This window comes from Streptomyces atroolivaceus, assembly GCF_000717025.1.
Taxonomy (GTDB): domain Bacteria; phylum Actinomycetota; class Actinomycetes; order Streptomycetales; family Streptomycetaceae; genus Streptomyces; species Streptomyces atroolivaceus.
This window is the reverse complement of record NZ_JNXG01000003.1, coordinates 179,592-192,025: the sequence shown is the minus strand read 5'-3', so window position 1 is coordinate 192,025 and position 12,434 is coordinate 179,592. Positions and strand designations below refer to the sequence as shown.

Genomic DNA, 12,434 nt, shown 5'->3' with positions numbered 1-12,434 from the left:
GGAACCTGTCGTCGCAACTACTGCGCGTTGGACCTGCTGCCGAAAAGCCCTCCACCCTGGGTGAGGATGCGCTGCTCCACATTGACAAGGCCTAGCAAGGCCGCAGAAAGTGCCTGCGGTGTCAGCAGCTCACTGACATCCTCCCGGCCGATGGCTACAGGCTCGCCGTCTTCAGTCCTCGCCACCAAGGTTCCGTTGAGGCTCTGCGCGTGCACGACGTGCGCAACGGCCTCCTCACCGTACACTCGCTGCACCAACCCCCTCACGTGGTCCGCCGTGGCCTTGGGCCACACGCTCTCCGACCAGTAGTTGAATTCCTGCTGGAACACCGGGTGAGACGAATTGAGGTGCACAACACCTCGATGCTCGGCCCCATCGACATCCTGCGTCTCATTCTGAGCGTAGCGCGCGAGGAATTTAGCCTCGCTGGAATCAAAAGGCTCCCACACGAATGCAGGGTAGCCGCCGCGCATCAGCGAGGTACTTCCGAGAGTAGTTCCGCTGCGCGTCGGCAAAAGAATCCGCTTGGACGTCGATTCGCTTTTGCCGGCGCCGTTGCCCCGAACCTCTACGCCTTCCCGTGTCCGCGCACCCGCCACAGCCACTGCTGCACCAGCAGGGACGCCACGTATCTTGCCCGCAGTGGTCGTCATCACGCGGGACGCCTTGAATCGCGAGTTGAGCCGATCAAGAATTCGCGAGAGGTTCTTACCCATCGAGCTCTCCGATCTGGCACTGCTCTGGGCACGTGCCTCTTCGAGAGCTTCCTTCAGTTGCTGCGGGAAGTTACCGAAAAACGTGTCCCCCCACTCATCCCACGGCAGCTCGGCACCACCCTTTGCCATGAGGATGTGCCGGGATGCTTGAGTCAACACTCCCCACTCTGTCGGGCGGCTGTCACTGAAGACGGGCGGGCGAAGGATCATCCAGGTGCGGCCCTTGATCTCATCAGTGATCCCGAACTGCCGGTACCGACTTTTACTATGATCGGCGTGGTACGCCTCGCCCTGATAATCGACGACGACGACCGGATGCTGTTCGATGTAGTCGTTGGTACCTTTGACCGGCGCCTCAGGCTCCGCTACATAAAACCATTCTGCGACAGTCCCGTGCTCGTCAACTGTCACTTCACCGGTCAGCGGCGTGCTCGGGATGTAGTGCCGCATCCCGTAGACGCGCCGAGGGCGCCAGACCACGGACCCGCCATCAGGCAACCGAACCGTCTTGTCCCTGGTCTCTCGCCGGCCGCTTTCCCCTTTTCGGTAGAGATCGACCACCGTGGTCTCCACCCGTTTTCCGTTGCTTCGCTCCGGAACCTCCATCAAACGTCCGTTCAGATACCGAACGAGGCCGTCCACGCTTTCACTCCGCGCCGGCTCGGGGTCTCCCATCCAGGTATCGCTTCGTTCTGAGGCTCCAAGGAGGACCATGATCGTGCCGTGGGTCATCCAGTCAGGCTTGATCCGACCCCAGTGGCAGCCGTGCTCCTCGTCGTCGTACGGAGGGACCACGTCCTGACGACCCAAGTAGCTCTCCCCATCTTCCGCGTACACGTCCCACTCCCGGAACGTGTAGCTGTCTCCTTCGCGACGGATCCACACCATGTAACCGTCAGGTTCCGTCTCGGTGTAGCTGATGACTACCACGCCGTAGGGATTCCATGGCAGCACTGACGACTTGAAGCCTTGACCGAAGTTCCCGTCGACCCCGATGGGCTTCCCACCACCACCGAAGGACGAGAGGAAAACAAGGAGATCATCGGGCGCCATTCCAGAACCGTCGTCCATGATCGTTCGGCGCAGCACGCCCTGGCTCTCGGCTGCTTGCTCCTCGATCCCGAAGTGGATGACCGAGGCGCCACTCTCCTCCGAGTTTCGCCAGGCCTCGCGGGCCCACTGATAGCGGCCACCGGCCTCGTAAGCCTGACGAATCAAATTTCCCACAGCCTCCGGGGGCACGTGGACACGCCTAGCCATGAGCGAATCTCCTCTGTCTCCCTAGAGCTGGGCCCTAGAAAACGCACAAGGGGTCGTCCCCTTGCTGATTCACCCTAGGCCAGGCGCCCTCCCGTTGCCCCTGAGTTGCACCAACAGGGCGTGTTGGAACGGGTCATGAATCGCCATCCGCCCTACCCAGTGGTCATCGGTGCGACGTGCGCCAGGAAACGGTGCAGCATCTGATCCGTGCTGCGTATGGAGCCCGTTTCGAGGACCGACAGAATCGCTGCCTCCTCCCGAAGCTCGGCTTCGCCCCGCCCTTCGCGCGATCTGCCGTGACGGCACTCGCGTAACAGGAAGCGCCTACGCCTGACTCCTGTTGAACCAAGCGCTGATCTAGATCGCTGTGCAACGGGGCCCTGTTTCCACTCGCACGCGTCGTCACTCATGGTGTGAGTGTGTGGGCCGCATCTGACACACCGCGCCGGCCGTGTCAACGTTCAATCGGCCGTGCTTGGGGGAGCGGTTCAGACGGGTGAGTCGGCCGCGAGCTCCGTGAACGCGACCCATGCGTGCGGAGAGACCGTCAGAGCATGCCCGAGCGTGTCCTTCGAGTCCCGGACGAGTACAGCCTCGGTACCGACGGCGATCTCGATGCAGTTGCCGCCGCCGCCACCGCTGTAGCTGCTCTTGAACCAAGCAAGTTCGGTGGTGCTCATAGCGCTCCTCGCATCTGCTCCAGCAGGCTCGTGGTGGCTTGATGGCTCAAAGCCTGCGAGCGCATCTTGCCATAGCGCTGAAGCATTGCGCTTGCGGCTTTTGGGTCGGTGATCAGCATGCTGCTGTCGTGAGCCTCGACGTAACCCACCCATTGGTTCTCTGCCGTCTCGGCCAGGGAGAGCGGGCCCTCGAAGCCCGAGTGATCCTCTTGAATCAGAGGCACTGCCTGAATCTCCACGTTACGCAGGCGGCCTACCGTGAGCAGATGGTCGATCAACGCTCGCGTGACCTCGTTGCCTGCCATACGCCTTTCCAACATGGCCTGTTCGATGATGAAGCTGAACGTTGTGTTCGGCCTCTCGGTCAGGAGACACTGCCGCGCCAGTCGGGCGGTGACCTGATGCTCGAACTGCTCCTCCGCGAGGGGCGGCAGGCGCCGTTCAAAGATCGCACGAATGTACGACTCGGGTTGCAGCAGGCCCGGGATCACGCTCGACTCGTACGAGAAGAGCGTGACCGCCTCTTCCTCAATGGCCGCCCACTGCAGGAACCACGACGCCAGCCCCACCTTCCGCGTCAGGCTCTTGGCCGCCGCCGCCAGGACCCGTGCTGCTACCGCTCCCAGCACCTCCTCCGAGCGGTCAAGCAAGTCTCTCGGCGGGAATCGCTTGCCTTGCTCGATCTTGGCGATGTACGCCGCCGAGTACCCGACGCGAGGGGCGAACTGCTCCTGCGTCAGGCGCGCTTCGTCACGCAGCGCCTTGAGTACGGCCCCGAACGTCTTGAGACTGTCAGAGGACTCCGGTTCGCCACAGTGTCCCCCGCCGCCGTTGTCCGAAGCCATGCCCGGCCACCCTTCCACTGCGCTGCGCCCGCCTGCGGGACCACCCATACCGCCGGCCACCAAGGGTTACGTACGGTGACCCTCCCAGTCCAGCCGGTGAGCAAGTACAAGACGATCTGTATCAGTGCCGTGCCTGCCGTCCGGCGTCACGCCCCTCCAGGCTGAGCCCATGCCAACACCCCCCACCCATCCGCCCGCCCCGGCACGCGAGTTCTTTCAGCGCTTCTCCGCCACCCGGCGCGGAGCGCGCCTCGCCCGGCTGCTTGCCGCGCTTCAGCTCATCGAGTGGGGGCACCCACGCGGGACGGGCGACCACGACGCGGTCACGATCGTGGTCGCGGAGCTCGCGGCGAACGCCGTACTGCACGGGCGCGTACCGGGCCGGGACTTCGCCCTGCTCGTCCGTCATGACGACACCCGGAGCGTCATCCGTGTCGAGGTATCCGATACCCGGTCCGAACTGCCCACGCACGTCATTCCCGCCTTCGACGAGGACCACGGTCGAGGGCTGGTGCTCGTCGACGCCCTCGCCGCCCGATGGGGCGTACATGACCGCGTCGGCCCAGGCAAGACGGTCTGGGCTGAGTACGCTCTCTCCCCAGGTCCTGGAAGTCCGGCGTCCGGTCAAGCCGCTCAGCGACGGAAGCCAGGCCAACAGCCCGCTCGCCTCTGAGCCAAGGCCCGCCGCCTCCTCACACGGACGCCCTGGCGGCTTCTGACCGTCGACGCCGAAACGCTCGACGCGCGAGAGGCCTACGCCCATACCCGCCGCCTCCTCACCGCGGACTTGGGCCCCGCCGCATCGGCCGCCCTGGAGCGGTAGCGGCTGCCGCTCGTCGCCAAAGCTCGCCACGACCACCACTGTTAAAATTTGAACGATTTTGTGGGAGTGGTGTGGCGGTCGCAGGCGAAGGGCCCAAGGGGAGACATGGGTAAGCGCAAGATCCAAGATGAGGCCGAGGTCATCCGGTGGTTCGAGGAAGGTCGCACCTACCAGTGGATGATCGACGAATACCGGCGCAAGTACGGCATCGACGCAGTCTCTTCGATGTGGGGGAACTTCAGGAACCGGAGAGGCCTCGACCGTCGCATCACTCGTGACGACGACCTCATCCCCTGGTTCGTCAGGGTTGAGCACCGCCACCTCTACCCGTTGATGATGCTCAGGGCAGAAGCACGACGCCGGGACGGACGCGAACTGACCGAAAGTGACCGTGCCCGTCTGGACAGTTGGCGGAGGACGCTCACGAAGGATGGTGTCGTGGTGCACTACGACCCCGACACCGCCGGCGGTTTCTCCTACGTCAAGCGACGAGCGGAGGACCACGACCTCATCCGACAGCCCGCGAGGAAGACCACCCCTCGGCGTCGGTCCGGTTGAGCTGCAGCATCTGACCGGCAGCGAGCGGCTTCCTGTACCTACGGCATCCCGTGGCGCGGCCACTCCCCCGGAGACGGGCACTGAAGCCGAGCAGGCAGGGGCTCCCGTCGGCCTACAAGCCCTGCCCGCCGAAGCGCCGCGCGCCCCTTATCACGACGCCCACCGCCAGGTGCAATCTGTGTAAAACCCATAGCCCTCTGTGATCGTTTGCTCTAGAGTCTGGCGCCTCACAGCAATCGATGTGCCGCAACTCGCGGCTATAAACAGGAATTGGGGCCACCTTGACGGTTCCTGCCCAGCCGGATCCACCTCAGGGTCCGCAGCCGTCCTCCGGCCGGTACTCCCGTACCGGGACCACCCGCCTGCTCTGTGCGGGCCCGTATCTCCAGGCGCGTTTCCGGCGGCGTGTCGTGGAGGAGCTGGTCGAGCACGACGGAAGGGCGGTGGCACCTTCGGTCGGGGTCGACGTGGTGCCCGTGCTGGCGCACGCGTTGCGGGCCCGCAAGCTCGAGTTACAGGCCGGCGGCTTGATCGCGCTCCTGTGGACCTTGTTCTGGCTGGCGGATCTCTACGGGGACGGTTTCGGCTGGATGACCTCCTGGAGCCTGGCCGACGCGTACGGCCAGAGCTACACGGAGCGGAAGTTCTTCCTCCCGACGGACCTGTTCGAAGAGGGGGACAACGTCCTGCGCTACCCGGGCTCCGGTGTCTGGGCGCTGAACTACGCGATCATCTGCGGACTGCTGTGGCTGGTGCGGAACGTGTCGGGGCGCGGCACCAGCGTGTACTCCCTGGACGGTCTGCTGCCTGCGGGCAGCGGCTGGGTCCGGCTCGCACCCTTGGCGCCCCGGCTTCTGCTGGCCCTGTACTGGGCAGCCGCGCTCGCCGCCCTGTGGAACGCTTCCGCGAACTGGATGGCCGTGGTCTTTCCGCTGCTGCTGGTCATTCCTGTGTGGAGGCACCGCAGCGCGGTGGAGGCGGTGATGTGCGACCGGCTCCGCGCGGAAGTCTTCGAGCAGGAGCCCCGGGAGGAGCTGACCGGTCCGGAATGGCTCCGGGAGATCGGCCTGGCCATCGACAGGGAACAGAACTCGGGGATCGTCCTGTACGAACCGGCCCGTCCGTTCGTCGGGTCCGGCCGTGCCCTGAAGCCCTGGTCTCTCGTGATGGACCTGCGCCGCAGGCCGGAAGCCGGCTCGGAGCCGCTGACCGCCGCCGGGGTGCTGAACTGCGTACAGGACCGGCTGGCCGATCTCGGCCGGCTTCCGGTTCCCCCGTCCGGTCTGGACCGCCTCAGGGAGGTGGAGATCGACGAGCTGGTCTACCTGCCGTCCGGACCTCCGAGGCACGAGGTCGACCACGGGGAGACCGCGACCACGATGCACCGGCTCGCGTCGGTCGGCGAGGGCGGCGAGGCACGGCGGCATTTCCTGCGGGTCCGGGTCAGCGCCTGGGAGCACCAGGTGGTGGTCTCGGTCCTGATCCGTGTGCACACTCAGGGCGAGTTGCTGGTGCTGGAGGTCGTCCCGCACGTACTGGACCCGCTCAAGCCGGAGTTCGGTCTCGTCGACGCCATTGTCGAACGGGGCCGCGAGTTTCCGGCGATCGCGGCGGGCCGAGCTCTGGTGACCGCGCCGGCCGCCGGGGTGGCGGCGGCCTTCTCCGCCGCGCGTTCGCTCGACAGCGCATTCCGCTGGGCGACGCGCCACGCCGGACACGTGCGTACGCCGGAGGCCTCCGCCGAGGGAGCTGCGGCGTCCGTACGCGAGATGGCCTCGGTGCGCGGCGAGTCACCGCTCCAGCAGATGGATGTGAGCCGCTACCTGCGGACCATTCAGGAGCGCATCGGTACGGGGGCTCTCCAGGCGCTGAGCGAGAAGGGCCATGACACCGGGCAGCTGGAACAGCAGATCATCCAGGTCACCAACGGCGGCGTCTACGTCGGGACGATGAGCGGCGGCGCGGTGGCGACGGGCCGAGGCGCCAGGGCACGGGCGGACGGGGCGTTGCAGCAGGTACTCGGCCGCCAGGACGCCCGGTAACGGCCGGCAGGAAGACCCCGTCCAGGAACGGCGGTCACGGGGACCGCCCCGGGGGCATCGCGGGGCGGCGGACAAGCGAGCAGGGAGCGGGGACATGGGCGGCGGAAACAGCGAGGCGGGGCGTGCGGGCCGGGAGCCGGGAGCCGACGAGGAGCCGACCGGTGCGGGACCTGATGATGCGGGACCGGCCGGTGCGGGACCGGCCGGTGCGGGACCTGATGGTGCGGAACCGGATGGTGTGGGACCGGCGGGTGGCATCGTCGTCGGCGAGTTCGACGGAGGGGCTCTCGCGGCCGGGCTGCGGGCGGAGGCCGAGGACGCCGGCAGGCGGATCGGCCGGCCGCGCGCAGGGGACGTGGCGCCGCCGCCCGTGGTGCCTCCGGTACCGGGCGGCATCGCCATCGGCCGGATGACCGGGGGCGCGGCGGCGTCGGGTGCTGGTGCGCGGTCCACCGACCGGTCCGAGCGGCTCATCGAGACGACGCCCCAATTGGTCGACGCGCTCCGGTTGTTGCGCGGCGAGTCGGGTGAGCTGCGGGCAGAGGCAGCCGAAGCCGAGCGGGAGATCCAGGCCACCGGCGGGGTGGAGCCGGGCCGGCTGCGGCGGCTGGCTGCGCTGGCGGGCCGGGCCGCCGGGTCCGTGGGCGGGCAGACGGCTGCCGGGGTGGCCTCCGGAGTGCTCACGGGAATGCTGTCATGAGGGGGTGGGATGCCAAGGGGCAGCTGTGGCAGCCCGCCCCGGCCCCGGACACCGGGCAGCCGCACGCCCTGGAACGGGGTCTTCGGATCGCGGCCGTCGCGCTGGCGGTGGCGGTGGTGGGCACGGTCGCCTTCGGGGGCGGACGGCTGCTGTTCCGCGACGACGAGGTGCAAGGGGTCGAGGCGTCCGCGGAGGCCACCCCCGGCGGGACCGTCGAGGGCGGAACCGCGCCGGGAGACCCCGGGAGCAAGGAAGGCGCCTCCGGGAGCGAGTCCCCCACCGCCGAGGAGCCACCGCCCGGCTATGTGGTGGAGGAGGATGCCGAGGGCTTCAGTGTGCAGGTCAGGGAGGGCTGGCAGCGCCGGGAGGAGCAGCGGGACGAGGGAGTCGTCGTCTACTACGAGACGGACGGCGGGGAGGGGTTCCTACAGGTCTACCGGATCTCCGAGCCGGGCTACACGCCGTACGACGCCTTGGCGGAGACGGACCGGCTGGTGGGCGAGGTCGAGGGCTACCAGCGTCTGAGACTGGACGACCTGGCTCCGGCCGACGGATCGCAGGCGGCTGAACTGGAGTACCTGGTGCCGCGCGAGAACGGGGTGGTCCGGCAGTCGCTGCTCAGGGCCTTCGTCGCCGAGGACGGGGTGCGATGGGTGATCCTGGTCGCCGGCCCTCAGGACGAGTGGGACGGCACGTACGCGGAACCGGCATCGGTGGCGGCCGACTCGTTCTGCCCGCAGGGCTACTGCCCGGCCACACCCTGAGCCCGTACGCACACCAGCGGCCATGGACCGGATCCGCCGCGCTCGCCCAGGGGCCGGGTGTCTGCCCCCCCTGGGCGGGGCAGACACCGTCGTGCGGTGGGAGTCGTCCCCCACGTCGTTTCCTGGAGAAATCCCGTGGAGCCCTCCCCTGGAGCCGTCCCGTGCAGTGCAGCCGTCCCCTGGGAGAGGTCGGCACGCCGGTCGGTTCCCGGGGCTTCCGGCAGCTGATCCGCGCGACTCCCCCGTCCTGGATCGCGCGCCCGTAGGCTCCCCGTTCCATGAACGTACTCATATCCGTCGACATGGAGGGTGTCTCGGGGATCGTGCACCCCTCCGAGACCAATCCCGATCGCTACGACTACGAGCGCGGCCGAGCGCTGATGACCGCCGAGGCCAACGCGGTCATCGCCGGTGTCCTGGACGCCGCACCCGCCGCGGATGTCCTGGTCGCCGATGCCCACGGACCGTTCCGCAACCTCCTGCCTGAGCAACTCGACCGGCGGGCGCGCCTGGTGCGGGGCAAGCCGCGGCCCCTCGGCATGCTCGCCGGGCTCGACGCCGACACCGACGCCGTCCTGCTCGTGGGCTACCACGCCCGTGCGGGTTCCGGGCCGGGTGTCATCACCCACACCATGAGCGGGGACATCCTGGACGTCCGCGTGGACGGGCGGTCCCTGGGGGAGATCGGGCTCAACGCCGCCCTGGCCGGGCACACGGGCGTGCCCGTCGTGCTGCTCAGTGGTGACGACGCCGCCTGCGCGGAGTTCGAGGAGCTGGTCCCCGGCGCGGTCACCGTGGCGGTCAAGGAGGCCCTCGCCGCGGCTGCCGCCGTCGCGCTGCACCCCGAGGTGGCGCGTGAGCGCCTCCGCGAGGCCGCGGCCGAGGCCATCAGACGACGTACACGCGTTTCGCCGCTGAGCATCGCCGGACCGCTCACCGTCGAAGTGGACCTGTACAGCCCCGTCTCGGTCGACCTGGCCATGCTGGTGCCGGGCGTCTCACGCGCCGGGGGCGGCCGTACGGTCGCCTTCTCCGCCACCGATTTCGCCGAGGCGTACCGGCTGGTGCTCCTGCTCGTGCAGCTCGCCTCGATCAAGCCCGGCTAGAACGAGGGCCCCGCCTCAGTGGAAGGTGCCGTGCCGGCCCAGGGTCTCCACGGGGGTCGCGCCGGGGCGGGTCCACTGCGGCACGGGCCGGCTGGTCGGGCCCCAGGTGGCGACGCCGTCGGCGTCCGAGCGCCAGTACCAGCATGACTCGTGGCCCTCGGACGGTTCCCCCTCGTGGAGCTCACCGGGCACGGTCCTGCCCTCGGGGCGGTCCTCCCAGGCCTCGCCGCGGCCGTAGGGCGTCATGTCGAGCAGGCTGAGGGATCCGTTGATCCCCTCGTTGCCACGGGCCGTCGTGGAGTAGGTGAGGAACACGCGGTCGCCGTCGCGCAGGAAGCAGACGATGTGCCCCGGTTCCCCGCCGATCGGCGCCTCCAGGCCCACGGCCGAGTACCAGGGCTGGGTGTAGCCCATGAACTCGGTGTAGCGGGCGACCTCCTCCCACGGCCCCGCGGTCAGGACGGCGAACGAGACGCCGCGGGCGTTGAGGTAGACGGCGTCCTTCATGTGCCAGACCGTGGTGGTGCAGCCCTCGCACTGCCCCTGGTGGGGCGCGCCGTCGTACCACATGTGCTGGTAGACCACGAGTTCGTCGCGGCCCTCGAACAGGTCGAGGAAGGGGACAGGACCGTCCTTGCCGGTGATCTCGACCGTGCCGTCGATCTCGACCATCGGCAGCCGCCGCCGGGCCGCCGCGATCGCGTCGCCCTCACGGGTGTGCGCCTTCTCGCGGACCAGCAGTTCCTCGCGTGCCGCCTGCCAGGTGGCCAGGTCGGTCACCGGGGGCTTGCCGGGGAGGCTGCCGCTCGGCTTGCCGGGCGTCGTCGTCATGGTGTCCTCCGTGGTGTCTCGCGCCGGGCGGCGCCGCACGGCGTTCCGCGGCGCCCTACGACGTTCTACGGCGTCCTACGGCACTCACCGGTTCAGACTCGCGGGACGGCCGGAACTCATCGCGGCAGGCCCGGCACCCTCGGCGTCCGCACCGGGCGCCTGCCCGCCGCCCCGGCACCACCGGCAGCGTCCGCACCGAGCACCTGCCCGCCTGCCCGCCGGCCCGCCGGTCCGCACCCTCGTGGCGCACGCCCGCCCACGTCACAGCCAGCCGTGCTCCCGCGCGATGCGGGCGGCGACGTGGCGGTTCTCCGCGCCCAGCTTCGTCGCCGCCGCCGAGAGGTAGTTGCGGACCGTTCCGCTGGACAGCGAGGCGCGGGAGGCGATGTCCGCGACCGGTGCCCCGTCCTCGGCGTACGACAGGAGTTCCGCCTCGCGGGGTGTCAGGGGTGACTCGCCCGCGGCGATGGCGTCGGCCGCGAGTTCCTGGTCGATGTAGCGGCCGCCGCTGTGGACGGTGCGGATGATCTGTGCCAGGTCGTGCGCGGACACCGTCTTGGGTACGAAGCCGCGCACCCCGACGCTCAGCGCGCGCTTGAGGGCCCCTGCCCGGGCGTGGCTGGTGACGATCATCGCGGCGCAGCCGGGCACGGAGTCGCGCAGCTGTCCGGCGACCGCCACGCCGTCGAGGCCGGGCATCTGGAGGTCGAGCACGGCCACGTCGGGGCGGTGCGCCCTGGCCATGGCCAGGGCTTCGTCGCCGGTCCCGGCCTGTGCGACGACGGTGATGTCGTCCTCCAGGACGAGGAGGGAGGCGAGCGCGCCCCTGATGAGGTGCTCGTCGTCCGCGAGCAGGACCGTGATCATTCGCCGTCCTCCCAGGGGACACGTGCGGTGAGGCGGAAGTGTCCGCCGGAATGCTGTTCGGTGGTCAGTGTGCCGTTCAGTCCGGCCAGGCGTTCCTTCAGCCCGGTCAGTCCTGTGCCCGCGCCGGGTGTCACCTCGGACGCGCCGTCGTTCTCCATCACGAGCAGGGCCTCGGCCGGGCCCGCGGTGCGCAGTGACATGGTGCAGGCGGCCGCGCCCTGGGCGTGCCGGAGCACGTTGGTCGTCCCCTCGCGCACCACCCAGCCGAGGGCCGACTGCACGTCGGACGGCAGGCGGGCCGCAGGCCCGTACTCGATGCGGCAGTCGATACCCGCGGCCTCCAGGACGGAGCGTGCTCCCGCGAGTTCGGTGTGCAGGTCGGCGGTGCGGTAACCGCGGACCACCGAGCGGATCTCCCGTTGCGACTCCCGCGCGATGCGCTGCACCTCCACCATGTGCTCCACGGCCTCGGGCCGGCCGCGCTGCGCCAGCTGTGCGGCGAGTTCGCTCTTGAGCGCCACGACCGCGAGGTTGCGGCCCAGTACGTCGTGCAGGTCACGGCCGAAGCGGAGCCGTTCCTCGGCGACGGCCAGGCGTGCCTGCGTCTCGCGGGCGGCGGCCAGTTGCTCGATCAGCCGGACGCTCCAGCCCGAGGCACGGGAGGCGATGGCCATGAAGGGCACCATGACCACGGTGGCACTGATGACGAGGACCAGGGAGGACCCCGTCAGCCCCGCTGCGAAGGCCCCGGCCAGGCAGGCGACCGCGACGGCTGCCACGAGCGCCGCCCCCGCACGGATCGGCAGCGCCAGCGCCGGCGGTCCGGCGAAGAACATCAGGAGCCACACCGTGAGGGACGTCAGGTCGCCGTCGTCGATCCGGCCGGATGCCAGCAGCACACATCCCAGAGCCCCCATGGCCACGGTCACCGCCGTGTACACGACCATGAGCGGGACGGGCCGGGGGCCGACGGCGAGGTAGTGGCTCAGCGCGGAACGCCAGAGCAGGAACTGGATGAGCGCGTGGACCACGCCCAGTACGGCCACGGATGCCAGCGGGAGCGCCGCGGAGTCCGTCTGCACCACCCAGACGGCCCACAGACCCACCTCGCTGACGGCGAGGAAGCCGACGCTGCCCAGGGCGTAGCGGCGGTACCGTTCGGGGCCGTCCTGACCGCCGAGCCGCTCCACCCAGTCCTCCACGCTCATGCTCATGCTCATGGTCCCCCACTTCCCCGGATCC

12 protein-coding genes are annotated in these 12,434 nt (G+C 69.1%); 6 read left to right on the top strand and 6 right to left on the bottom strand.

From position 1 onward, the window contains the following. Nucleotides 1–17: 17 nt before the first annotated feature. The 3 genes from OO67_RS10015 to OO67_RS10005 form a co-directional block, all read right to left on the bottom strand. The gene (locus tag OO67_RS10015; protein ID WP_157841659.1) at nt 18–1,943 is read right to left on the bottom strand and encodes an ATP-binding protein; all 1,926 of its coding nucleotides are present in this window, start codon (nt 1,941–1,943) and stop codon (nt 18–20) included. Nucleotides 1,944–2,464: 521 nt separating this feature from the next. Then, a complete protein-coding gene (locus tag OO67_RS10010) occupies nt 2,465–2,656 on the bottom strand; it encodes a DUF397 domain-containing protein (protein ID WP_033299034.1) in 192 nt (63 codons plus the stop codon). After that, the gene (locus OO67_RS10005) at nt 2,653–3,501 is read right to left on the bottom strand and encodes a helix-turn-helix domain-containing protein (protein ID WP_033299033.1); all 849 of its coding nucleotides are present in this window, start codon (nt 3,499–3,501) and stop codon (nt 2,653–2,655) included. Before OO67_RS10005 ends, OO67_RS10010 begins: the two co-directional genes overlap by 4 nt. A gap of 169 nt (nt 3,502–3,670) precedes the next feature. Between OO67_RS10005 and OO67_RS36385 the strand changes: the two genes are divergently transcribed. From OO67_RS36385 to OO67_RS09975, 6 genes are all read left to right on the top strand, one after another. Next, nucleotides 3,671–4,174, top strand: coding sequence for an ATP-binding protein (locus tag OO67_RS36385; protein WP_078597837.1), 504 nt, complete (start codon nt 3,671–3,673; stop codon nt 4,172–4,174). A 198-nt stretch (nt 4,175–4,372) separates the two neighbouring features. Continuing rightward, the gene (locus OO67_RS09995) at nt 4,373–4,882 is read left to right on the top strand and encodes a hypothetical protein (RefSeq protein ID WP_208860996.1); all 510 of its coding nucleotides are present in this window, start codon (nt 4,373–4,375) and stop codon (nt 4,880–4,882) included. Nucleotides 4,883–5,163: 281 nt separating this feature from the next. Continuing rightward, a complete protein-coding gene (locus tag OO67_RS09990) occupies nt 5,164–6,924 on the top strand; it encodes a hypothetical protein (RefSeq protein ID WP_033299028.1) in 1,761 nt (586 codons plus the stop codon). A gap of 94 nt (nt 6,925–7,018) precedes the next feature. Further along, nucleotides 7,019–7,624, top strand: a complete 606-nt coding sequence (locus OO67_RS09985; protein ID WP_078597803.1) for a hypothetical protein — start codon at nt 7,019–7,021, stop codon at nt 7,622–7,624. Beyond that, nucleotides 7,621–8,388, top strand: coding sequence for a hypothetical protein (locus tag OO67_RS09980; RefSeq protein WP_033299026.1), 768 nt, complete (start codon nt 7,621–7,623; stop codon nt 8,386–8,388). Before OO67_RS09985 ends, OO67_RS09980 begins: the two co-directional genes overlap by 4 nt. Nucleotides 8,389–8,666: 278 nt before the next feature. After that, nucleotides 8,667–9,494: a M55 family metallopeptidase gene (locus OO67_RS09975; RefSeq protein WP_033299024.1), complete on the top strand. Its 828-nt coding sequence runs from the start codon at nt 8,667–8,669 to the stop codon at nt 9,492–9,494. Between the two features lie 15 nt (nt 9,495–9,509). Here the strand turns inward: OO67_RS09975 and OO67_RS09970 are convergent, their stop codons facing one another. From OO67_RS09970 to OO67_RS09955, 3 genes are all read right to left on the bottom strand, one after another. Beyond that, entirely contained in the window at nt 9,510–10,325 is an 816-nt protein-coding gene (locus tag OO67_RS09970) for a DUF899 domain-containing protein (RefSeq protein ID WP_033299022.1), read from the bottom strand. A gap of 261 nt (nt 10,326–10,586) precedes the next feature. Continuing rightward, complete coding sequence (locus OO67_RS09960) at nt 10,587–11,192, bottom strand: response regulator transcription factor (protein ID WP_033299019.1); 606 nt, start codon at nt 11,190–11,192, stop codon at nt 10,587–10,589. Continuing rightward, a complete protein-coding gene (locus tag OO67_RS09955; protein WP_244300112.1) occupies nt 11,189–12,412 on the bottom strand; it encodes a sensor histidine kinase in 1,224 nt (407 codons plus the stop codon). Before OO67_RS09955 ends, OO67_RS09960 begins: the two co-directional genes overlap by 4 nt. Between the last annotated feature and the right edge of the window lie 22 nt (nt 12,413–12,434).